Raw genomic sequence first — 24307 nt, 5'->3', positions numbered from 1 at the left:
ATGCGACTAGGTGGGAAAGTTGTGGCTTTGTCGCGTTTTCTATTTCAATCCACGCATCCGCGTAGGATGCGACCTGAAGAATCTGACGCTCTCCGCGTAACCGTTGAGGATTTCAATCCACGCATCCGCGTAGGATGCGACGACTTCATCGCGGACACCGAAACTGCCAAAGAAATATTTCAATCCACGCATCCGCGTAGGATGCGACTCGGTCACTCATCAAATTGTCATGACAATTAGCATTTCAATCCACGCATCCGCGTAGGATGCGACTCAACTGGGCAGACACGATGATCCAGACGATGGCATTTCAATCCACGCATCCGCGTAGGATGCGACTTTGTATTTTCGATGACTTCAAGCTTCAAGTCTATTTCAATCCACGCATCCGCGTAGGATGCGACGATCAAATTTGAAATAGATGTTGTACTCAAACTATTTCAATCCACGCATCCGCGTAGGATGCGACCGGCGACCCTCGTATCGTTGACGATGTGGGAGACATTTCAATCCACGCATCCGCGTAGGATGCGACTTAATCTCCTAGCAAGTAGGCACCTTCCGACTTTATTTCAATCCACGCATCCGCGTAGGATGCGACCTCGAAGTGACCTTCGGCTTGTTCTAAAGTTTCATTTCAATCCACGCATCCGCGTAGGATGCGACTCGATTCAAAAGACTGTCTGCACCCATCTCCAGAATTTCAATCCACGCATCCGCGTAGGATGCGACCCCGTCAATCATTCCGCCAACCTCACCCGTATCATTTCAATCCACGCATCCGCGTAGGATGCGACAGGCGAGTCATTAATAATCAGGTCAATACCGGCAATTTCAATCCACGCATCCGCGTAGGATGCGACAATGACACCAGTGTCCAAGTTGACTATCTGGTTATTTCAATCCACGCATCCGCGTAGGATGCGACTTCGTATTCTCCCCGGACTCCAAGTCGTCGAGCAGATTTCAATCCACGCATCCGCGTAGGATGCGACTTCAAACCATCTTTCGCGCTGCGTGTACAGTCCTTTATTTCAATCCACGCATCCGCGTAGGATGCGACTCATCCACACGTTAGGCGACGCGCACATCTACGCATTTCAATCCACGCATCCGCGTAGGATGCGACCATATTGATGAGGTATTCAGCCAGTTCTTCTCGTATTTCAATCCACGCATCCGCGTAGGATGCGACGGGATCGTGCGTTATGCAAAACGGTATGCATGCGATTTCAATCCACGCATCCGCGTAGGATGCGACTTGCTCGGGATCGCGAAGGCTTCGAAAACTCCGCAGATTTCAATCCACGCATCCGCGTAGGATGCGACAGTCTTTGCACCATTCAGTCATTTCTTGAGTCAGATTTCAATCCACGCATCCGCGTAGGATGCGACAATTGCGTGTTTTCGATACAAAAGGTATCCAATACATTTCAATCCACGCATCCGCGTAGGATGCGACCAGACCCAAACCAGAGTCCGGCTCAGTAGAGCCGATTTCAATCCACGCATCCGCGTAGGATGCGACAGCCAAAAAGGCCGAAGAAAACAGGGGAACAATTATTTCAATCCACGCATCCGCGTAGGATGCGACTGGACAAGGGAACGCTGCGGCGCGGAATCGATACGATTTCAATCCACGCATCCGCGTAGGATGCGACGTGAGTACCGTCCGACGCGCGAGTATCCTAGCGTATTTCAATCCACGCATCCGCGTAGGATGCGACGTGGATTATTTAGCAGGGAGGGATGTTCATGGCATTTCAATCCACGCATCCGCGTAGGATGCGACGCAGGTGGTTCGGTAGGTTCCGGCTCAGGCTCGGAATTTCAATCCACGCATCCGCGTAGGATGCGACGCGGTTCCTCCGGCGCGTTCGGGTCTGGGTACGAATTTCAATCCACGCATCCGCGTAGGATGCGACCTAAGGCGCTGAACTTTCCAATCGATACGAGATATTTCAATCCACGCATCCGCGTAGGATGCGACTCGTGTCATAGACCCCACCGATAACGTAAATATCCATTTCAATCCACGCATCCGCGTAGGATGCGACTTGAATTTCCTTTTGTAGTTCCTGGATACGGATATATTTCAATCCACGCATCCGCGTAGGATGCGACATACCTCTCCTTAGTTTCCTGCTACCTTTGCGATATTTCAATCCACGCATCCGCGTAGGATGCGACTATTCAACCTCGTAATGAGCAGGTAATATTTCACATTTCAATCCACGCATCCGCGTAGGATGCGACCCGAGAAATTCGATGTAAAAACATTTGTTTCTGGAATTTCAATCCACGCATCCGCGTAGGATGCGACGGACCAAGACGCATACATTGCAAAACTGATCACAATTTCAATCCACGCATCCGCGTAGGATGCGACCACTGTGGACAAGAAATAAAGCTTGTTCATGATATTTCAATCCACGCATCCGCGTAGGATGCGACTTGACCGGAAGCTGCATGCGCTCGGCTCCGTTATTATTTCAATCCACGCATCCGCGTAGGATGCGACTGTTTCGGTATTTTCCGTCTCCGCAGACGTTTCGATTTCAATCCACGCATCCGCGTAGGATGCGACATTAACGGAGATCATCACCCCTGGGGATGATGAAATTTCAATCCACGCATCCGCGTAGGATGCGACGCAAACAGCACGCTGTCGATGTTTACTCTTTTGAATTTCAATCCACGCATCCGCGTAGGATGCGACTATCACTAGCTGAAAGTGCTTTGTACGAGTATCCATTTCAATCCACGCATCCGCGTAGGATGCGACGTGGACGCGGTGATGGCGGAGGTGGCCGCCGAATATTTCAATCCACGCATCCGCGTAGGATGCGACGAAACTGCGCCCATACAAAACGAGGAGGATGATATTTCAATCCACGCATCCGCGTAGGATGCGACGCTGCCGTCAAACGTCCGAAACTCATGCTGTTATTTCAATCCACGCATCCGCGTAGGATGCGACGCGGCCAGATCGTCGCCTGCACGGAAATTGTACGATTTCAATCCACGCATCCGCGTAGGATGCGACTCGCTTTCTCGGTCGCAATGTCCGTACCACTGGCGATTTCAATCCACGCATCCGCGTAGGATGCGACCGCGGACACGTTCGACGAGGCCCGGAAGATTGATTTCAATCCACGCATCCGCGTAGGATGCGACTTTCCCAGTTTTGATCTCTTTTTCCCTAAACCATTTCAATCCACGCATCCGCGTAGGATGCGACATTTTCCACGCACATCCGAAACTTTCAAGGGCAATTTCAATCCACGCATCCGCGTAGGATGCGACATCAAATTCAAGTTGGAATTCAATGTCTTCCGCTGATTTCAATCCACGCATCCGCGTAGGATGCGACGCCGGGGATATTAAAGCTAGTGCTGTAGTTAATCATTTCAATCCACGCATCCGCGTAGGATGCGACGTATGCTCCCGTGTTCCATGGCATTTCCAAAGAGATTTCAATCCACGCATCCGCGTAGGATGCGACGTCGATGGCGTCTGGATCGTGGCTCAGAATTTCTATTTCAATCCACGCATCCGCGTAGGATGCGACTGGATGGTATCGTTCCACCCGTGGAAGGCCCAGATTTCAATCCACGCATCCGCGTAGGATGCGACGCACACGGGTCAAGATACTCAAATCATCGTTGATATTTCAATCCACGCATCCGCGTAGGATGCGACGTAAATGCGGAAGTCCATGCCCAATCGGTCAAACGATTTCAATCCACGCATCCGCGTAGGATGCGACTCTGGCTGAGAGGTACACCCCAGTGCTAACAGAATTTCAATCCACGCATCCGCGTAGGATGCGACCTATTGGAGCTAGTCAAATCAGATTCGGAACGCATATTTCAATCCACGCATCCGCGTAGGATGCGACTTGCTACTTGCAACGTTGCTGTATGTTTTTGGTATTTCAATCCACGCATCCGCGTAGGATGCGACTCATGGCTCCAACCGGGAGCAAGGATCTGACCAGATTTCAATCCACGCATCCGCGTAGGATGCGACAGCGATTTTTTAAACAAAACACACCTAAAGTTCCATATTTGTAATCAAAGCGCACTTAAATCAGACAAAATTTGGATATATATGTAAAAAACTATAAAAAAGAGAACAATTAAGCGCGTTTTCCAGGTGCGAATGTCCCAGCGAAATCATGTACGCTATACATTCGCACCTCTGGTTCGCACTACAAAACTAATGGACCTTCCAAATCTATAGACTCTTTCGCTCCCACATGTTCAACCTTGTTCTTATAATTATTGCCCAACTGATAAAACCTGAGGCTATCCTGCTGTTGATCAATTACCTCGAGAAGCTTTAGCTTTAAAATAGCAAACTGAGTGGAGTCAACAACACACTCAAATACGGAGTTTTGGACACGTTGCCCATAGTTTTGGCATATCTTGGCCACTCTGCGAAGCCTTCTTTGTCCTTCACCTCTCGTCGTGCTTACATCATACGTAATCAATACTAGCACTTCTTCATTCACCTACTTCCACAAGAAGGGTGGGTACTCATCTAGATCATTACGTAAATATCGGGCTAACAATAAAGCTTGCACATGTGGGACTAGTCCCCATGAGATCTTCTCTCCGAGAAAAGGGTGAGTAATTTTCTCCTGTTTTTTATTTTGCCATGCGGTCAGGAATCTCTTCCTTCCCTCATCTTTCATAATAACAGCACCGTTCCCTTTTTCGAAAAAGTCCTCCTTGCTCATAATCTTCTTGTTTATCAATGACAGCACAAACCTATCAGCAAATACCCCACGTAACTCTTCCATCACATCCAGCGCTAAAGAGGCTCGTCCCGGCCGATCTCTGTGCAAAAAACCGACATACGCATCCAACCCTACCCCTTCCAGTGCAGAGGAGACATCGTGCGCCAAGAGGGAATAGGCAAATGACAGCATCGCATTTACGTTATCCATCGGCGGTCTGCGGGAGCGCGAGTGAAAATAAAAGTCCTCCTTCTGCTGTAGGATCATAGAGTCGAATACCCTGTTGTAACTAATAGCCGCTTGTCCTTCCAGCCCCCGCAATCTCTCAAGATCTTCACATTCCCTCACATCTAAAAGTAAAGCTGACAGCTGTTGCGATACCGTTTTGAATTGTGGGACATCAATACGTAAAGCGTAGTCCCGTGTCATTCTTTCGATCATCCATTTATGGTTATAAATCTTACCCACAATAAAATTCCGTGCAATCTTTGCCGAAAGGACCAGATCCTCCGAGGCCATATACTGTCGTTTCCGCAGGACAACATTGCCTTTGCTTTCCCCGATGACCCTGGCGAGGTATCTTCCGCTGGCGGTGAAGAATGCCAATGAAATATTTCGCTCCGCACAATACCCCATTAGTGCCGGACTAGCACCTGTGTATCCAAAGGAGACGATAGATTCCAGGTTATGAAGCGGCAATCTGGCCAGCTTTTCTTGCTCCTTCAAAAGGACAATATTATCTCCGTCTAAGGATAAATAAACATCTGATTGTGTGATATAGAGGGTGTTGAGCAGCCTTTTCATTCTTTGATTTTCCCTTCAACGTAACTTTTTACAGTCCGTTTATTCATGAGTTCCGGTAGACAAATATTTTGAAGAGAACAGCTTCGGCAAAATGCCCCCGTCTTGACTTTTGGAGTATGCCTACCACTATAGAATTCTTGCATTTCAGCCACGACCAAGCTCACTTTTTGTTTGATCGTTTCAGTTAGCGGAACCTCTACCCTGTGTTTAATCTCATTGTAGAAAAGGTATCCCTTGTCGATATCACACAACAGCATTTCCTCCAGGCAGATCGCTTGAGCAGCTAATTGCAAAACATCTTCATCGCCCGTTTTCGGCTTTCCACGCTTATATTCAACCGGATAAGCGAGATACCTCCCCTCCACACCGCTAATTTCAACACCATTGTCGTTCCTGATAAACTCGACGACATCACATACTCCTGTTATCTTTAGATTTTCGGACTTGACGGGCATTGCACGAACGATGACCTTGTCGCCACGTTTTTCTTTCGTAAACGGTTGATCGACATTCCTGTGAAGATGTTCTCCTTCAACGGTTCTTACGTTTTCTTCCCATTGTTGTTCGATGTGAATAAACGCCCACTGCCGTTTGCAAAATTGAAAATGCTGGATGCCTGACAAGAGTAAGTAATGCTCATCCTCATTATATTCCATGAATCTGCTCCACCTCTAAACCCTCCAAGAGTTGAACAGTAAACTTATAATCCTCGATTGATTTGGGTTGATCCACAAGTCTTTCAACCTTTACTGAACGATGTACCTTCGCAGAAGAATATTGACCTAGCTTGGAGCTGTGTTCCCACCAATACACCTTATGGACCTCCATGCTTCCCTCAGGTCTTGCAGAAGACGCATCATTTTCAAACAACGTGACAAGAGCATGTTGCAACTTCTTCGCATCTTCGTTGGTAAACCCGGTTTTCTCAGCAAGTTGCGTATTGATGCTCCCGTAAAACATATAAACACCAAAATCGACACGATGCTTCATCCCCATGGTATCTGAACCTCTAGAAACGCCTGGCTCTGTGTTTACACTTTTTGTAATTTGAATGCTTGAAATATCGATGGGGTCTAAGCTGGTTGCAGGATGAATGGATACGGGACCTCTAATTCCGACAGATACGCCCCCCTTATCCCCTTTAAATGCAAAGACTTGGCCAAAGCTACGGACATCCAGCCATTCCTGGCAGGCAATGCGGGCAAATTCGTCATTCGATACCGTTTTTGATTTCAAGATCTTTTCCAATTCCACATTCGAATCAGCACGCTCTCTCAAGCTTCCATAGGAATCCGATTTGCGATCATTGGATTGCACAAAAATAGATTCTCCGAGATCTTGAAGACGATTTCGAATTTTCCGCTTCAAGGCAACATCGGAAATTTCCCCGTAACCGTCAAAGTTTTGCCTTGGTCGATTGCCATTTAACGGGTCTCCGTTCGGGTTCGCCTTAGTCACAGATAACACAACAGCAAAGTCAATTTTATGATCGAGTGTATTCATTTTGATCTTCCCCTTCTAATTTGGTGTATCTTCTGTGTCGCCATTGCCCTTATTATTGTAAATTGCATGTCTCTGACTATAAAAACCTAACAGATACAAACCTGATAGTGGTTTGTTGTTAAATTGGTCCACCGGAATTCGTGAACCTATATCATCAATAATTTTATTGAGGTCGGATGCCTTCTTGCCAAGCCTTAATTGATACGGCTGTAAGCAGGATTGGATGGTCTTCCAGGTCCTCTCTGGATGCCGGGAGAACGCATTCATATAACGAATTGCATTGGTGGCTCGAAGTTCCTCTTTACCAAGGGCACGTCTTTCTAAAACATCCGCCACCGCCAACAATCTCCCAAATAAATAGTCTCGTTCAGTATTGCTTTCATCCAATGCCACACTTATTCCCTCCTTTTTATTAATCAGAGCGCATGTAATACTCATTGTCTTTTCCCATTCCCATTTCTCCATCGATACTGGATTGGATGCTCGGCGTTGGGCACTTTCAGTAATATCTCGTGGAATGTCTCGTCCATCTATAATGCAAGGAAGCATGCGCTCCATTAACCCTTTGACAATCTTGTCGCTGGCGTTTGGTCCATAGGCTGCAAAAGCGATGTCTTTCGTTGCGGGCGCCCCATAAAATTGCACGATATTCCCATTCTCATCCTTTTGGTATCGATGCAACCACACGCAAGTGGAGTGCCACTGGATCAGCTTACTAAAGTAGTGCTCCTGATCCATATTGCGGTAATACAGTACAGCCATTCGGCCGGTGGTCGCTGAATCCAGAACCATAATATTCACCCTGGAAGAAGGCGAAAGCTGGTTTCTGTACCCATCCAAAGCTTTGGAGACTTCCTTGGCGATCTCCTCATTGGTAAATGATGCTCTCCTTGGGGCAACAACAGGCGTCGGATCAATGGACAAAAAATCATCTGTGACTCCTGGTACCTCCTTGCCTTCATTGCTCCAGACGAGAAAGACTCTCTGATCAATAACCTTCCCCTGATGATGGATGAGCCATTTCAATGCATTATGGGCTTTCTGGGATACCTCATAGCTGATACGGGCTGCGTCCCGACTTTCCTGAAACCTTCCGCGGAACGTAAATCCACTTGAATCATTAGCTGATATCAATTTCGCTTTGTCCGCCGGATTTCTAATTTTGTTTGCATGCTTGTCGGTTGCCGGGAGAATTTTTCCTGTTACATAGCAAAGATCCTCGTCTGCTAACTGCTCGTTGTAATAACGAATAAACGAATCATACATCTCCGGATCCTTCCACACCTTTTGCAGTATCACATCAGCGGAACGAACATTGAACCTGACAAAGGCACTTGTTTGGTCACCAGCGACGGCGGAAAAGATCTGTGGCTTGGTGCCAGTCTTGTCCCATTTTTCCAAAAGCTTATTATGTTCATCCACAAACAACACTCCGTCATTTACCAAGTCCTCGATAAGCCTGCCTTTGCTCAAGTAACGATAGATACTCTTCAACTTGGGGACAGTGTAAGGGGAATTTGCCCATTCTTCCAGTTGTTTGATGTAGTAGGAAAATGGTTCTTCCTTCTTGATTTCCCCTCCAAAGGCGACGAAATCTCCCGCCACATAGCTTAGCTTGTCATGTAAAGGATAAGGCGCAATTTTGGAACCCGAACGACTTGCTGAGTCTTCGGTGCACGGAATCAACGTATTGGCATCGCTTTTGTCAACGACTGAGCCAGAGTGATACTCCCCATCCTCTGTTATTTCCACTTCGATGTGGGCGTTTTGTGTGGTATGAGAGATCGGCAGCAAGGTATACTCTTGTTCGTTATGTTTCTTCTCGGTCTCGCCTACCCGGTCCAAGTTAGACTCGTATGTTTCGTACAGATTTAGCAGCCAACTCATGGATTTCCCCCCACTGCAAGCTGTGCATACAGTTCTTCTGCGGAACTGACATTAGCGTCGTCAAACCGCTTAGGTGTCATGTCCATAATCGTCCTTACCTGTGTGCATTGTTCTGGTCTGATAAATTCAATATAGCCATCCTTCATTACAGGACTCCACAAGCGAACCTCCAATTGGTTCCGGCCTGTTTCATCCGGATAATTGATGCCGTGGATCATGTTGCCAAGATGAAGATCGCCGCCGTAATTGTCGTAAAAACCATCCCCTTCTCCAAACACGCATGGCTCGACATATGCTTGACATTCCCTCGCCCCGAGAAAGATGTCTCTTCTTCCACCTGCCCGCAGAGAGCGCTTCAGGATGTTGTGGTGCTTATTCTCGTTGCGATCATAGGCCAAATCCGGACGGTTCATGTTGAATTCAAAATGCGCGCGGACCTGATAGCAGACATCTCTCAGATATGTATAGTTGGCCAGTGTATTGCCTCCACCATATTCCAACGGACGAATCCCCTTTGATTCCATTCGGATCGGCTTCATGACACGTACTGCATCTACGACCATGATCAGCGTCGGCTTCCAATAAATCGATTCCACAATACCCTTTAGAGCTTGATAGGTTGGGACTTGATAGGAGAGTTTCTCTCCTCCGAGCTTTGTTAACGGGTCGGTAAACAACGCATAGTCACCGTAGACCATAAACTCGATAGCGTTTCGCATGGTCACACCTCCTCATAATGTTAGAGTTTCTCCCTGATCCCCGATTGATTTCTATAAACAATTGGGTAGGGGAGGAAGAGAAAAGTTTTGTGTCAATATATGAGCTTGACCCCAAACTTTTCTCTTCCTGCTTGTCCACGTGGTTTAAGGAAAGGCTCGGTGTACCCTACCATTACTGATATTAATCATTCGCAGTTGATTCTTTTTTCTCTGGCTTCTAAAAGCTTTATCATACTTGATTCCCCTGTGATACAACCCTGTATCTTGACATGACGTCTTGTCCTTCTTCCCTATAGCGAGCGTTTGTAAATTTAACCTCAATACTATACGATCTTGTCACCCTATTTTTGTTTCCAATTCCTTTTGGCTCTTTGGTTAAGAGTTGCTTAAATTTGATAGAAAAACATTTCTGTTGCACTATATTTCCCCCTTATTATTCTGACCTGTACCCATTCCGTAATGTTTAGACTTTCATAGCAACCACCACCAAACCTTACATTTCCATTATTTACATTGTATGCGCAAACAAATAGTAATTCAACAAAATTTCTTGAATTATATATTATATGAACTTGTTATAAATTTCTGATTGCGCATGGTATAATAAATTGTCGCCAAAGGCGTGGATTGAAAAATATAGTATATAATTCGGGAGAACCTATCTAGAATGAGGATAGGTTCTCATCATCCTCAAATTAATAAATCCTCTAATTCGCTATTGTTCTCCAAATCAACCCCAAACTCTTTATTATAAGCCGTCTCCGCCAATGCCCAAACCTTCCCACCCAGCAACGGTACCAGTCCGCCATTCTGTGCCAATTGGTCTCGTTCATAACGCAATAAATTGATCGTGTATTGCTGAGCTTTTCTCAATAAGCCAGAAAGATTCTCGATTGTTCCACTGCCATTTAACTGGACGATTATCTCTTTCCCCTCCTCGTAAGGAACAATCACCGCTGTAGTATGATCGTGAATCACTTGAAAGTAATCTGCAGCGGTTCTGTAACTGTTCGCAATATACAAAGGGAGGTGTTTCTTCCAACGGTCCTTGTAAGCCAAATAGTATGAGTTAATAGTCTTGTCCGACATCAACAACTCGGTCATCTCTTTTTTCAATTTCGGGATGAAATAGTTTAAACTCTTATCCAGGTCTCCATAAAACTCCTGAAAATAGCGATCCATAGCCCGAACAGACAAAAGATTACCGCCATGATGCTTCGGATTGGCTTTCAGATCAATAAGGATTTTCTTGGAGATTTTTTTTCCTACCTTGATTTCCGGTAAATGATCCAGATTCTCCTCGACGTGATCAATCACATACACTTGTTGAATTTCTCTCTTCCCGTGCCGGTTGCATCGACCGGCAGCCTGCGCAATCGAATCAAGTCCAGACAAAGAGCGAATCACGCAATCAAAACTGACATCCACCCCTGCCTCGATCAATTGCGTGCTGAAGCAAACCACTTTCTCACCATGTTTCAGATGATTCCGTACCTTTTTCAAAATGGTATTCCGATGGGAAGCGCACATGGAAGTGCTCAGATGGTAGAGCGGCACTTCACTCGATTCCCATTCGCAATATAAATTTTTGACAACTGTTTTCGTATTCAAAACAACCAGTATACTTTGGACCTCATCCAGCTTTTCACGAATAAATTGAGTCAGTTTTTCATTATCAAACAGCTCATCCGTTGCCTTGTCTACAATTTCCACCCTTTTAAACGCATCTATGACCTGACTCAGGTCTTGAATAATTTCCGCATCCGGATTGATATCTAACTGATGTTTCACTCGAGACAAAGCTGGCTGAGTCGCTGTGCAAAGAATCAGACTGGAACGACCGTATGTTTTCAGGAAATTAAGCGCATGGTTAAATAACGATACACATGAGACAGGAACCTTTTGCACCTCATCAAAAATAATCACCGATTCACACAGATTATGAAGCCTACGAATATTCCTGCTTCCTCTGGCATAGAACACATTCAAAAACTGCACCATGGTTGTGAAAATAATTGGAGAATCCCAGTTATCCTTAGCCAGCTTTAACTTTTGGCGGGTATTGATCATCCCGGACTGATCTTCATCGTCATCCTGCTCATCATCAATCACATTGGAGTGATGCTCGAGAATGTTTCCATCGTCCTTCAAGATGTTGCGCACTTCTGCGGCGTTTTGCTCAATGATGGTTGTAAACGGGACAACATAAATGACGTGTTTCTTCCCTTCTCGGCTGGCATGCTTGAGGGCGTAACGCAGACTTGCCAACGTCTTTCCCCCGCCGGTAGGGATTGAAAGCGTATAAATGCCTGAAGGTTTTTCAGCAAATTTGTCGCACTCATCTGACATTTTTCTTCTTAGTATATTGATTGGTGTGTCGGCATCTGACTCTTCTTGAAAGGCACGTATCTTGTCCATCAGCTTTTTATAGTAGGTTTCAAATAAATCTTTGCGGCACTGCTCCGGTTCTTCACTTCTGTTTTCTTCAAATAATCTGGTATTCGTCCGATCTGCATCAATCAAGGCACTAAAAATATACTTGGTCAGGAGCATCAGCTTGCTCTCGCCATTTGCGGCAAAGGGTTTGCTTAGAAATTCCTCCAGTTCTTCTACTGCTCGTGATACATACTGCTGAAATTTTTCTTCACAAATGACATAAGTAAAAAAATTCTCCATCGACCGCTCATATTCTGGTAATTCCCGCTCCTCTACACGACGAAGGTAAGGGGACTCCTGATCAGAGTTGAGAAAATCATGGAGATAAGAGTGATGGGAAATAACGGCGTTTCCTACCACCTCCGCCAAAATCCACCCTCCTCTGGACGGAACTCCCGTATGATACTTCTGGTACAATAACCGTCCGCCCGAAGTAGAATGATCAACACTTCCCCGTTTCGGCGGATTTTCCGGATTTTGTACAGCTTCAATGATGTAGTTTTTAAACTGATGCGTAAATTTGCCCATATCATGAAGCATGCCTGCCAGACCCGCTATATGCTTGACTCCAATCTTGTCCCCAATCGTTTCTGCCAATGCCTTGACCCCGAGCAAATGCTCTTCCACGCTTTGAATTTGCTTATCACTTTCACGAATATGTGCGATGAATACCATATTTACCCCTCCAATCCTCGTGAAGTACATGTTCAGCTTGTGACGTTAGTCTCGTATGAATCCATTGCCAGAAACCCTTGTTTTTTGTCGCATGATGTCACTTCTAATCATATATCATTTCTGGAAAATCGTGTATACCGCAAAAATAAATAGAGAGCTAGGTCCAAAAACCTACGCTCTCTCAACTATTCTCGTCACCAACGCCGTCTTGATGTCCAGGTAGAGATTATCCAGCAACGCCTCCTGATATACTGGTTTATACTCCCGCAGTGCCGTTTGCATGGTTTTTACCAGATCGGCAGGCAAGTCCCTGCTCCCTTCGTCCTCGACAAGCTTCCGCAGCTGATTCCATCTTCTCTCTTCGATCGGGATTTCTTGCACCTTCGATGTATAATCCTCTTCCTGGTATCGCCAGAACGCCACATGTTCGTCTCCATAACGGCGCCACAAGCGTATAGCCATTTGAAAACCCTCGGGGTCATAATCGCCAGAGTAGAACATCTGGCATCCAGCTGCTGCCAGGCGGTCACACAAGGCGAGCACCGCCAGGGAAAACTGGCCCGAGGAACAGACCAATGGCGGCAGAGCCTCTTCCGGATAATCATGCTCCCAACGATCCAAAATCGAGGAGAACACAGCGGGATTTTCTACAATCCAAACCCGCTTCACCCCACCCTCCATCAAATACGGTTCAAATCCTGCATATTTGACTACCGTGCGAAGTGGCAGGCCGTAGACCTCCTTTTCGCTTCCGAGATACCCACGCCCCCTCGTGTTTTGCCCCACAATTCCGCTAATAGCGACCTGTGAAGACAGATCATCTCTGAGAATCTGACATTCGTACAAAATTTGCGTCATTTCTTCCGCATTGGATGGGCCAACCTTTTCCAATATATAACAAATTGCATAAAGCAGCAATTTTCCTAACTGTGTTTGCATATCGAAACCGTGCGGATTACCCGTCACTTGTGTCGCCAACACAGCCAGACGGATATATTCGCCGTCCGCCATCCGATCAAGATGGCGGACAGCTCGTACGACTGTCAGCAAAGCTTCCCGAAGTTCTTCCGCAGATGCACTCCACCACTGGCTGACTGCCAGAGCGCCCGTGCCCTGATGTTTGGCTAGCGCCTGTATCCAGCCTTGCGCCTTTGAACAAGGCTCTTCTGCGACGGTCTCCAGCAAGTCTGCCCAAAACAGGTCCCACTCACGTTCCTGCAAAAGCTGCTCCTCTTTTTTGCTGACAATCGGTTCCCCGAAATATCCCTCTAGGATGGAAAGCAAGTCAAGCTGCGCATATTTTGTTTTCGCAAATCCGCTTTCCACATCTGAGACCCGTATGATTCCGTCTGATCCCGGATCAAAACGCTTGTTCAGCAGACCTGTCAAAACATCCGCTTCTTCCAGTGACAGTCGGGGCAACGTCAGCTTCCCGCCAAAATGACCGAGACTGCGATACTTCCGAAGCAATCCCTTGAACAGGCGGTCATAGCCTTGCGATCGGGAGCGAAAATAGCTGTCTGCCTGATGACGAAGCTGCCGGTCCTCATTCTTCGTCATCAGTATCTTCCTCCAGGCTGACTGCAACCTCGGAATCTCCCCAATCCGTCCATTCTTCGTTCATCACATGCAACGTGCCGCCCTCCCACAAATATCGGGCGACTGCGACGACGTCCGCATTTTTGGGACGAATCAATTCACAGATGGCCAGGCGAGAGACCGTGTCGTAATCTCCCCACAAAGCCTGTGAATTCATGATGTAGTTGAAACCCAATTGTTCCACAAGCTCAAACATGTCCCGGATGTTATTCTCATCCACTCCCGCAAAGGCCTCATCGAGAGAGATGATCCGCGGTGCAAGCGAATCTGCTTCCAAGTATCGAGAGTACGCTGCAGACAGGAGCGGTATATACATTGCCATCGCTTTCTCGCCACCACTAAAGGTAAAGAAAAGGCGGTCTGTGAGCTCTTTGTTCGGCTCTCCTTCGCGTTTGTGGAAAAGCTTAAACGTAAACCAATGACGGTAGTCCAGGATTCTTTTCATAATCTGATGCAGGGTTTCTCCGCTGCCCTCTGCGGCCCCGCTGATATCCCGCTTGGCCCTGTCGATATGGGAGCGGAAATGGTTGGTGATGCGCTCGATATCCTGCTCCCTCATCAAGGCAGGGTCCTTGCGTAGGAATTCCACCAAATCGGCGGTATCCATTTGCAACTCATTTTCCGCTGCCCGAGGAAGCCACTTCAATGAGAAGGTAAGTCCGCTCGAACTATTACGCTGGGACATCAATTCATTCATCCGCTCGACCCATTTTTCCGCCCGATGGATGCGATGTTTAATCACACGTCCAACGCTTTGCAGGATCACTTCCTCGAAAATTTTGCGATCCTCTGCTGTCAGATACAGGCGATGCATCTGAATCTCGTGTTCCAGTTTTTCCTGCAAATCATAGGGATGGCATCGCTTGCCTTCGTACTCCAGCAAAATCGTTCTCCGTCTTGATCTGGTCTTCAGCTCTTTCCAGAGATGTGTCAACTGGTATACTTCGGCATGTTGCTCCCCAGCCGCTTCTCCCTTGTATTCATGCACGTAATCAAGTGTCGGCTGATACTCCAGCAAATGAATCTGTCGTTCATTTTCAAACGTTCTCTGCAGTTGATTGTTATAATACTCCCTCTCCCGTTCCGCCATCGCCGGCTGAAGCTTTTTTACCACGCGAATCGCGAAATCATCGAGCTGGTGCTGCACGCCTTCTGCGGCAGCTTCCTCCTGGAATAAATCCAGGTAACGCCAAAGGCCTAAGGCGTATTCATCGGAAAATACTTTCCACCAGGCCGTCTGCAAATGTTGACGAACCTCGGCCATTTTGTCGGCCTCCACTTGATTCTCCTTGTATTGCTCACATTTCGCCCTGGCGTTTCCTATCGCTCCAGCCGTGGCTGTCATCAATTCAGGAAGTTCTCTCAACCTTTCCTTGCAGTAACGAATTCTTGCACGAATCTCCTCTGCTCCCTGAGAAGCTAGCATCCGATCGATCGACTGAAGGCGCTGGTTCAGCTGTTCTACACCCATTTGCAGTTCATTTTCTTCGCCGCGCAGCCGATCCCAGTCATAGATCGCATCTTCATGCAGCCCTTCCGTGACACGAAGCCGATCAGTCAAATTCAGTTTCTCGCGGTAAGCCGTCTCCAATTGACGCAGGTCTTCCAGATAATCCTGCATGGAGCGAAGTGCCTGACGAAGTATATCTTCGTCCAGCGGAATGGTCAATCCGTCTGCGCCTTGCTTCAGCTTTTCCCGCTCCCGGTACAGCGTTTCCACGGCAGCACGAACTTTTCGATTGCGGTTCTGCACTTCTTCTTGCCAGATCACCAGACGCTGCCGGATCTGTTCGACAGCCTGCAAAGCCGATAGAAGGTCATGGCCCGACGGGAACTGCTGATATTCCTGCCCAAGGAGGTCCAAGCGGTTCTCCATTCCTTGCACATCTTTTCCCAGACGTTCCAGCTCCAGATCAAATTCTTCTATCTTTTTCCTCCAGAATGCCAGCTGTTCGTCGCGATATCTGCGCCGTGCCTCCCTTCCTACAAACACTGATTTTTCGATAACAGGAGCATTACCGCTCAATACACTCATACCATAAGTCCCGCTCGCAGTGACATAAGCAGCTACGGATGACCCGCCTGCTTTTTCTGTCATTACAGTCTGCAGGACTGCTTCGATATCTTCTTTGCCTACACCCAGCCCCTCCACTGGAGAAGGCGTCAACCATTCGCTGATGGTGTGGGCAAACAGTTGCGGCTCAGGTACAATCACCCTGTCTTTGATCTGATCCGCCCACACATCAAGACGATCCAGATAGGTATGCGGAATGATCAGCGCATCCAGGAGCCCCGCTTCCTTCAAGGCGGACTCAATCGCGGCCCTCGTTTCTTCAGGCACCTCCGGACGGTATTCGACCGCTTCGTACAAAGGCACATAGGGGATGCCTTGGTTTGTCAGCCACGTTCTCGCCACCTCTGTCTGTTCATGACGCGGCGGTTCAGGCTCTTTTTTCGCCAGCCAGATGTGGAGTTCAGCCTCTGCCTTTTGACGGTCCAGCTTTGTATCCTCGACTTTCCTTCCCAGATCCGCGAGCTGATCCCGAATCTTTTGCCGGAAAAGCTGATAGGATTGGTTCAGCGGTTCCCTGACTATTTCGTAACGATCCGAAGCTTCAAACTTGGTAATGCGCCGAATGGTTTCTCTAACAGCCTCAACAGACAGCTTTAACTCCTGCGCCTCACCTTGCCACTGATGTAAGTTGGCAATGAGCCCATCCTTTTCTTCTTCTACGACACGTTCCCACTTATCTTGTTCACGCTGCAACTCATCCACCATTTTTTGGGCGTCTCCCAGCGCGCGTTCCGCTTCCAGACGATTTCGTTCCGCTTCTGCCGTTTTGACAGCCTGATCCAGCGTTTGCTGCAGCTGATCGCGATACTGCCGGGACTCTTTTTGCCAAAGTTCCATCGAGTAGCCCGCTTGCGCCCGTTCAAACTCGCCGCGAGCTACTTCATGTACCGGAAATTCGTTCTCCCCGACAGCATCCTCCATACTCTCCAGCAAATCAGCCATATCGGCATCGGCCTGCTTCATTTTCAGCTGGATGTCATCTATTGTCCGGTGGAGCTGGCTGACCTTCTCCCGCTTGACATCGGACTCTTTCCTTTTGGCAGTCAGCCGTGATTCTTCCCTCTTCAGCTGGCCATCCACTTCGACCTGTTCCGCTTCAGCTTTGGCAAAATCATTCTCTTTCAGACGATCGTGTTCCGCTGTCAGAGTCAACTGCTCCAACGCAAGTGCTTCTTGTTCGGATTGCAGCCTGGTCAGTTCTTCTTCTTCACGCACGAGAAGCTGGCGATACTCCTGGGCTTTCCTTTGTGCGGAACGTGCAGCCTGTACAGCATCTGCCAGTCCCTTCGCCTTGTCAAACCAGATAAAGCGGTTATACTCGGTGTAGTCCTTGGCAATCCGCGCCAATGACTTGTGATCTCGCTCCAATTGTTCCAGCTGGAGCTTGGTGCGATCCATGGACTCAATCGCATCTGACAACGGCCTCAGCTCTTCATCAGACAAGCCAGGCAGAGAATTTTCCAGGATGTTGTAGATGACTGTCGGTTTGAAATCCTTGGACAATTTGGGACTGCGCAGTTGAATCAGCAATTTGATCAAATCTTCATAGCTGTCTGCCGAAGAGAATCCGAACAGCAACTTGTTCACCATCTCCGCGTAATCGCTCTGGGAAAACACCACTCTGCCTCCCTGACTGATCTCGCGCTCTAATTCTCTCTTCGCTAAAGGGATTCGCTCCTGCTCCTGCGTCTCGGCATTATACACATTCCGGTACAGATAGAAATCCTTCCCGATCCTTCGGTTGTCCTGGATGGAAAATCCCCAGAAGTCCATTTGTGCGTTTCGTTTTGCCCGCAGGCCGATGCCTATGGTCAGAAATTGCGCGGTGTACGGTTTGCAAAATTCCAGATAAAGATAACCGGTGCGTTCATCCCGACCAGTGACCTCTTTTTCTCCCAAAAGGTAATCTTCCATGCGCCGCGCCTTGGAGCCAAAGGGATCCAGCCGATCCGGGCTTTTCTTCCCATCCAGTACGACAGGAAGCAAGCTTTGCATCGTAACCGATTTTCCGGAACCGTTCGTTCCGCGAAGCAACAGTTTCCCGTCCGCAAAATCAAAGCTTTCATCGCCGTAGTACCAGAAATTGACCAGACCCGCTCTGGACAACTGCCATCTATTGATCTTATTCTGTGTCTCCATCTGTTCCACCACCGCCTTCATTTTTCAACTTTTTCTCGTAATCCTTCGGGTAACGGGCCATGATTCTACCCAGTCGCGGCATGACCCGAATGAGTTCCTCCTGTTCATGACGCTGCACCAATCCCCACGCCTCCATCTCTTCCAGTAAGAGTTTGGCCAGCTGTTTGTCAGACAGGTCCCGCAACGCTTTCCCCCAACCATCCCCAAAGTCGGTACGACATTGAACGAGAAGGTTCCCGAAATCGACGGGCGTGAGCAGAATACAGCCGTCCTTTTGACGCTGCAGTTCTCCCATATCGATTTGACCGCGTACTGCTCTGGCAAAAAAGTAGACGACATCGCTAATCGCTCTCGCATCTGGATACAAGGTTAAGCTTTGGCTTCTTCCATAGTGCACCAGCATGGCATCATGTCCGTAGAGTTCCAACGACATGGATACTGTCTCATCAAAGTCACGGGCAATCACGTTTCGCTGATTCCGCAGATACGTCCAATCTCCGTCGTCCAGCTCTTCCTCCCGAACTCCCGGGGTAAGCAGAAGTTGCCTGTACACGCGGTGCCTGCGGGCCAGCGTTTCGTTTTCTGACTCCACTATCCGCATGAAATCCTCAGCTGTCTCAAACTGCATCAGATCGCGCGGATACGCTCGCAAAAAGTATTTGACCAACGGGGTGGCTTCATAAAGCACATCCGCTTGCTCTGAAGCTGTAAACCCTAAATCGTCACCGTCTACGACTACGAGTAGCTCCCATTCCCGAGCGAGCTGCAAGACCCGAACCAGTGATTTACGTTGTTCGTAGCTTGTCCAGTCGACAACATCTTGCCCCGGATAGGATGCTTTGACCTCCTCACATATGTCTGAGAGCAGGAATTGATCATCTACGCTCTTCGTCTCTAAAAACGCCATCAACAAGCAAAAAAACACGTAGTCGCGCACTTCCAGCAAGCCAGGCAACCCCATCCACGGGCGGATTCCTCTGCTTACAAACTTCTCCAGCTTGACAAATTCGTAGTGGATTAAAAGGCGAAAGCCCAGTTTTTCATTGAAAAAGGAACGCAGCACCATCTCACGGTCGCGAACTGCCTGGTAAACAAGAATATCGCTTCTCGGGATCCATAGCCTTCTTAGCAGTTCCCAGGCCGCTTGTCTTGCCAAATCATCAAATCGGGATGTATACCTGGTATCAGTAGCCTGCTGTTCACTCATCTCTTCACCTTGCTTTCATCCAGAAAGTACAACACGAAATCCGGCAATTCCAATACGCCATCGGTACACTGCAGTCTGATTCGCTCCCCAGTCCCCATCTCCGTCAGCCTAAATCTTCTGCCGTCATCTGTTTTTCCTTCTCGTGCCGGTGACGCCATGCTTTTTCCGATCCATCCGAGCAAGGTTTGCCGCACAAAGGGCTCCACGATTGGCAAATCCCGCAAACTTACCCGATCTGCGGCAAATAATTCGTTCAATCTGCTCTGCCGCTGTGCTTTCTGTTGCAAGTAGGCGGCGAGCATGGCTTCTTTCTGCTCATCTTTTGTATCAATCTTGCTCGGTCTTGTCCTCTCCCGATAACCATTGATGCGCGGCTTCACGTCATAGTCGGATGCTGGCATGTCCCAAATTTCGCAGTAAATGTCCTCCGTTGACTTCGGTCCTTCCACCCAGAAATGGTGCATCTCCGTGATCCCGAATACGGCTGCGGACAAACAATGGGCCGGCTCCACTTCTTCATGGGATGCAAACCATTTGGCGAGATACAGATAGTCCGCTCTGCGGCTTCGCATACTGGATTGCCGCTCTCCCATTCGCTGCGCATAGCGCGCTATTCTGCGTATCGCCTCGTTTGTTTCGCGCTGCAGATCTTCTAGATCACTGCCCCGACCGCTTCCGTCTCCCAAGAACCAGTGCCAAATCCCTTCCCACTGCTCAAAAAAACGTGCTGTATAGTCTTCCTTAGTCCAAGCCGTCTGTTCGAAGCGAGGGATCGAAACCTCGTAGCTTGCTACCCGGTGCAAGAGATCTTGCAACAGTCTGCGGTCTACCTGTACCAGCAGCCCTTCAATCTGATATGAACTGCGCTGCAGCCCCATCATGAACCGCCTCAAATAGTCTGTCACCTTGTCCTTGTACAGGAGGAATTGTTCGGTCATCATCGCATCTTCTACCTGTACGCTGTCTAGGCTCGCCATATAATCTCTTGCATTGTTGGTCACCTTACGAAACTGCTCATACAATTCCGTCCACCAATCATAAAGCTTTTCGTTGCTCCAATCTTCCATCTCGTACCTTGGGCGCTCACCTGGTCGATGGAAAGAGACACGGGCCAGTCTTGTCAGCCAGCGAAGCGTTTCTACCAGCTTTTCAAATTGGGTGACCTCCAGGGAGCCGCCGTACGCATCCCCCATCTCCTCCAAATCCTCAATCAAACGCTCAAACTTGATCGTGTAAGGGGTCGCCTGATAACGATACCGCTTTTTCTTAAAATCCTCGATTTTATTCACCTTTCCGGACTGCTTCCGTTGCAAATTGCCCCAATCATGCAATTGTTGCAAATCCAGCTGTAGTAAATCTTCGTTGTAAGAAGAAGCATCGCTGGGCTCTATTCTTTCTTTGACCGCTTGAAGGATTTCTTCCGGTCTTAACCAGTAACGCAGTCTCTGTTGCTCTTCATAGAAATAGCGCAAGATGGCCCGATAGCGCTGTGCGTTTTCTACGGACAGGTACTTGGCTTCTGTGACGGCTTTATAGGTACGAATCGATCTTGTTTTCTCCATGAAAGATCACCTCTTATCCGCTAGTTTCTAAAAGTTTATCATCATGTTCGTCCTTTATTTCTCTCACTATTATGCAAAGAAAGACAGCCGTTTGTGACTGTCTATGTAAGCATGCTAGATTTCAAAATACTCTTGTTTCATACAGTAATATGCCGGTCGTTCACCTTTTTGCTCGATGAGAGACATAGCAATTAAGTCCCTTACAATCTTCCTAATCGTTGCTTCTGATTTGCTGACAATGGCCGCCAACTCCTTAATTGTAAGTCCCATACTTGAATCAAAGAAATGGTTTTGCGCTAATATCAACATAATATCTTTATGAAGTTCTTCCTTATTTGCCAACTTGGGTTCAACATCTATTTTTTGTGCAGCGATACTCAACAACTCGCTTTTTTCTTTTAACTCCGCGTTCATTTGGACCAGAGTATCTATGATAATCCTTAAAAAAGTCTCAATAAAACAATTCATTTCTCCTCTGCTCTTGATGCTATTGGTAATCTCGAAAATATCTAGATACTTATTTTTATATTTATTTGATCCTCTGGACAATGATAGAGAGGCGATATTTCCCAACACCTTTGATAAATATATACTGCTGATAAACCTTGAAGTTCGTCCATTCCCATCATAGAAAGGGTGAATATACCCAAAATAATAATGTCCAATAGCGACCCTTATAAGAGCAGGGATTTCGTCATTATCATTCATAAACCTCAGTAACTGTTCGGTCTTATGGATGATTTCCTTTTCTGGGGTTATCCCCTGATGAATGACCTTGCCAGTACCTGATTTTTTTAAAATATAGGTGATTTCCTTTCGAAAAACTTCTCCATCTGGTAATTCCTGTTGTTCGATTTCTCCATTGGTAATCTCGTCATAGATCGCTCTAATATCTTTCGCGGACTCCGGCAACTCGATATCATTATTTAGCAGACGTAAATAGGACTTAATCATACTCGCAAATCTAGTTTTTGTTTTCTTATTTAGTTTGACCTCTTTTGCGCTTCTGGCAATCTCCTCTCTCGTGCTTCTAATTCCTTCTAATTGATTCGTATTATATAATTCTTCGACCAGACACTCATTAATGAATTGTTTCTGTGCAACCGTAGGAAGTATCTGAAATGTCTGCAAAAAGGAATTGGAAATGAGATGGATTTTGCTTACCATCTCTAACATTTTATTTGTAGGAACGTAATATAATTCATATGAATGCGGCTGTTTCATCGGCTTTATCGACAGACCTAAACGAATCGTTGTATCAAATTTGAATCTCTTTTGGTGTATTTCGTGGAAATCTGTAACGGGTATTTCATGATAGATTTTATAAAGATATCTCATTTTCCGACACACCCCTTGACCTATTATATAAAGATATTTACACATATAGCAGGTTGATGTCCATACTTATGTGTAAAATATCGCACTTTTTTACAAATAGGCTTTGGGTATCATTCAATTGATCACCTTAATATTTGCCCCACATACACATCTCCCATTGCCATTTTTTTTGATCTTTACTTCTCTGTTGCAGGACGGACATTTTACATACATATAATGGTAACACCCCCATGTTTACAGGTGTTACTATTCTAGACTTGGAAATTCCACATTATTCAATCTCATTATGGAAGTCAGGAATTTTCAAGGCAAAAAAATTTAAAGAGCAGTCATTTTTGACTGCTCTATCCCATGATGATCGTATCCCCCGGCACACAAGAGAAAATGCCGTCATAGCCCGAAGCGATCAGCTTCGTTTGCAACCGATCCGTCTTGACTTTGGGAGCATGCACGAGCAAGGTTGATTTCGGCCTTAGTTGATCAAGCATTCGTCTCACATCTGGAAGACCCTGGTGAATTTTGTATCGGCATCGGGTCACTTCAAAACCTGGTTTTTCTTCGGCTAACAATTGGGCAGCACGCGTCCCCGGATAGACATGTCCCGTCAAAAGGATTGCGTTTTCCTGGCGGGCTCGGCAGGCTTCCAGCACAATCCCCGAAGCTCTCGATTGCAGCATCGGGTCCGCTGACAGGAAGATCGTTCTCTCGGGCAAAGTGCTTCTTCGCATCACCTGTTCCTCGTTCAATACCTGGACGCGGTTGCTCCACATCTGCTTGTATGCGTGCCATTTGTCCGCTTGAAACCAAAACTCGTCCCCGCATAATGCCTGAAAGCCCTTCTCCAGCTGCTCATCACATAGCATCTGAGTGTCGGGGAACGCCTCGGCCAGAATTTCGATCATTTCATGACCTCTGCCACACATCGGCACTGGTAGCCAAACATGACCTCCTCGATTCAACACCTGTCTGCATGTCTCAACCAATGTTTCGATCAGGATCTCCTGTTCTGTCTCATCATCCGCATAGGCTGCATCTATAATCGCGAGTGAGAGATCCTTCACATACTCTGGGGCAGGCAAATTTGCTGAAAGCAGCCTTGAGTCCGGACTGTAATCACCCGAATAGAAAAGCGTATGCCCCTCTGCTTTGAGCAGAAACCAGACGGAGCCAGCCAAATGTCCACTTGGGCCCCAGCAGGCCTCGATTCCAGGCTCCACCGAAAACCATTGTCCCGGTGCGGACACGTCTTCCAAAAAACGATACCGCACTTGCTCGATATGTTCCGCTGTATAGGGCATCTCTTTCCCGGCATCGCTCACGTACCTTAGCCAGCTTGCATAATAGCTTTCCAGCTGATGCGCTGTCGAGCGCGTGGTCCAAACGACCCCGTTATACCCATGACGATACAATAGCGGTATCGCCATGGAGTGGTCTTCATGCGCATGGGACAAAAAAACGGTCGTTAGCCCGCGGACTTTGGCTGCATCCAGCAGGGGATACATGTCTTCCTGTCCCTTTTTTACCCCACAATCCAGCAGGACCGATCGTTGTCCAAACTGGACGTAATAACAGGAGCGGCCATGCTCGCCTGCACCGCCCCATACCTCTACTTGCATCAAT

At 47.4% G+C, this 24307-nt stretch carries 13 protein-coding genes and 1 CRISPR repeat array (1 of these 14 running past the window's edge); all 13 genes read right to left on the bottom strand.

From position 1 onward, the window contains the following. A CRISPR array of direct repeats spans nt 1-4032; the repeat unit is 32 nt; unit sequence ATTTCAATCCACGCATCCGCGTAGGATGCGAC; it reaches 950 nt to the left of the window's first position. A 181-nt stretch (nt 4033-4213) separates the two neighbouring features. The 13 genes from cas2 to T458_RS0129425 all read right to left on the bottom strand — a co-directional run bounded on the left by cas2 (nt 4214) and on the right by T458_RS0129425 (nt 24303). Next, the gene (cas2, locus tag T458_RS52435) at nt 4214-4504 is read right to left on the bottom strand and encodes a CRISPR-associated endonuclease Cas2 (RefSeq protein ID WP_023559136.1); all 291 of its coding nucleotides are present in this window, start codon (nt 4502-4504) and stop codon (nt 4214-4216) included. A gap of 12 nt (nt 4505-4516) precedes the next feature. Then, complete coding sequence (gene cas1c, locus T458_RS52430; RefSeq protein WP_023559135.1) at nt 4517-5548, bottom strand: type I-C CRISPR-associated endonuclease Cas1c; 1032 nt, start codon at nt 5546-5548, stop codon at nt 4517-4519. Then, a complete protein-coding gene (cas4, locus tag T458_RS52425) occupies nt 5545-6204 on the bottom strand; it encodes a CRISPR-associated protein Cas4 (protein ID WP_023559134.1) in 660 nt (219 codons plus the stop codon). Before cas4 ends, cas1c begins: the two co-directional genes overlap by 4 nt. Then, nucleotides 6194-7051 (bottom strand): type I-C CRISPR-associated protein Cas7/Csd2, encoded by an 858-nt coding sequence (gene cas7c / locus T458_RS52420; protein ID WP_023559133.1) that lies wholly within the window; start codon nt 7049-7051, stop codon nt 6194-6196. The genes cas4 and cas7c overlap by 11 nt, the downstream gene beginning before the upstream one ends. A gap of 15 nt (nt 7052-7066) precedes the next feature. After that, nucleotides 7067-8938, bottom strand: coding sequence for a type I-C CRISPR-associated protein Cas8c/Csd1 (gene cas8c, locus T458_RS52415; protein ID WP_023559132.1), 1872 nt, complete (start codon nt 8936-8938; stop codon nt 7067-7069). Continuing rightward, nucleotides 8935-9657, bottom strand: coding sequence for a type I-C CRISPR-associated protein Cas5c (gene cas5c, locus T458_RS52410; protein WP_023559131.1), 723 nt, complete (start codon nt 9655-9657; stop codon nt 8935-8937). The genes cas8c and cas5c overlap by 4 nt, the downstream gene beginning before the upstream one ends. A gap of 690 nt (nt 9658-10347) precedes the next feature. After that, complete coding sequence (locus T458_RS52400; RefSeq protein WP_023559129.1) at nt 10348-12768, bottom strand: CRISPR-associated helicase/endonuclease Cas3; 2421 nt, start codon at nt 12766-12768, stop codon at nt 10348-10350. Between the two features lie 171 nt (nt 12769-12939). After that, the gene (locus tag T458_RS52395) at nt 12940-14328 is read right to left on the bottom strand and encodes a TIGR02679 domain-containing protein (RefSeq protein WP_023559128.1); all 1389 of its coding nucleotides are present in this window, start codon (nt 14326-14328) and stop codon (nt 12940-12942) included. Next, nucleotides 14315-18580, bottom strand: coding sequence for a TIGR02680 family protein (locus T458_RS52390; RefSeq protein ID WP_051410135.1), 4266 nt, complete (start codon nt 18578-18580; stop codon nt 14315-14317). Before T458_RS52390 ends, T458_RS52395 begins: the two co-directional genes overlap by 14 nt. Further along, entirely contained in the window at nt 18564-19787 is a 1224-nt protein-coding gene (locus tag T458_RS52385) for a TIGR02678 family protein (RefSeq protein ID WP_023559126.1), read from the bottom strand. The genes T458_RS52390 and T458_RS52385 overlap by 17 nt, the downstream gene beginning before the upstream one ends. Beyond that, a complete protein-coding gene (locus T458_RS52380; protein WP_023559125.1) occupies nt 19784-21349 on the bottom strand; it encodes a TIGR02677 family protein in 1566 nt (521 codons plus the stop codon). The genes T458_RS52385 and T458_RS52380 overlap by 4 nt, the downstream gene beginning before the upstream one ends. Before the next feature lie 114 nt (nt 21350-21463). Further along, nucleotides 21464-22687 carry a Fic family protein gene (locus T458_RS52375; protein ID WP_023559124.1) on the bottom strand — a complete coding sequence of 408 codons (1224 nt, stop codon included), beginning with the start codon at nt 22685-22687 and terminating at the stop codon, nt 21464-21466. 344 nt (nt 22688-23031) lie between these two features. Then, complete coding sequence (locus tag T458_RS0129425) at nt 23032-24303, bottom strand: MBL fold metallo-hydrolase (protein WP_035316348.1); 1272 nt, start codon at nt 24301-24303, stop codon at nt 23032-23034. Between the last annotated feature and the right edge of the window lie 4 nt (nt 24304-24307).

Source organism: Brevibacillus panacihumi W25, assembly GCF_000503775.1.
Classification (GTDB): domain Bacteria; phylum Bacillota; class Bacilli; order Brevibacillales; family Brevibacillaceae; genus Brevibacillus; species Brevibacillus panacihumi_A.
Note: the sequence above shows the minus strand (reverse complement) of the source record. Positions and strands in the feature narration are given on the sequence as shown.

Bases quoted from the DNA above. Each gene is read 5' to 3' on its own strand.
- cas1c (WP_023559135.1), bottom strand. From the start codon at position 5,548: ATGAAAAGGCTGCTCAACACCCTCTATATCACACAATCAGATGTTTAT.
- cas4 (WP_023559134.1), bottom strand. From the start codon at position 6,204: ATGGAATATAATGAGGATGAGCATTACTTACTCTTGTCAGGCATCCAG.
- cas7c (WP_023559133.1), bottom strand. From the start codon at position 7,051: ATGAATACACTCGATCATAAAATTGACTTTGCTGTTGTGTTATCTGTG.
- cas8c (WP_023559132.1), bottom strand. From the start codon at position 8,938: ATGAGTTGGCTGCTAAATCTGTACGAAACATACGAGTCTAACTTGGAC.
- cas5c (WP_023559131.1), bottom strand. From the start codon at position 9,657: ATGCGAAACGCTATCGAGTTTATGGTCTACGGTGACTATGCGTTGTTT.
- T458_RS52400 (WP_023559129.1), bottom strand. From the start codon at position 12,768: ATGGTATTCATCGCACATATTCGTGAAAGTGATAAGCAAATTCAAAGC.
- T458_RS52395 (WP_023559128.1), bottom strand. From the start codon at position 14,328: ATGACGAAGAATGAGGACCGGCAGCTTCGTCATCAGGCAGACAGCTAT.
- T458_RS52390 (WP_051410135.1), bottom strand. From the start codon at position 18,580: ATGGAGACACAGAATAAGATCAATAGATGGCAGTTGTCCAGAGCGGGT.
- T458_RS52385 (WP_023559126.1), bottom strand. From the start codon at position 19,787: ATGAGTGAACAGCAGGCTACTGATACCAGGTATACATCCCGATTTGAT.
- T458_RS52380 (WP_023559125.1), bottom strand. From the start codon at position 21,349: ATGGAGAAAACAAGATCGATTCGTACCTATAAAGCCGTCACAGAAGCC.
- T458_RS52375 (WP_023559124.1), bottom strand. From the start codon at position 22,687: ATGAGATATCTTTATAAAATCTATCATGAAATACCCGTTACAGATTTC.
- T458_RS0129425 (WP_035316348.1), bottom strand. From the start codon at position 24,303: ATGCAAGTAGAGGTATGGGGCGGTGCAGGCGAGCATGGCCGCTCCTGT.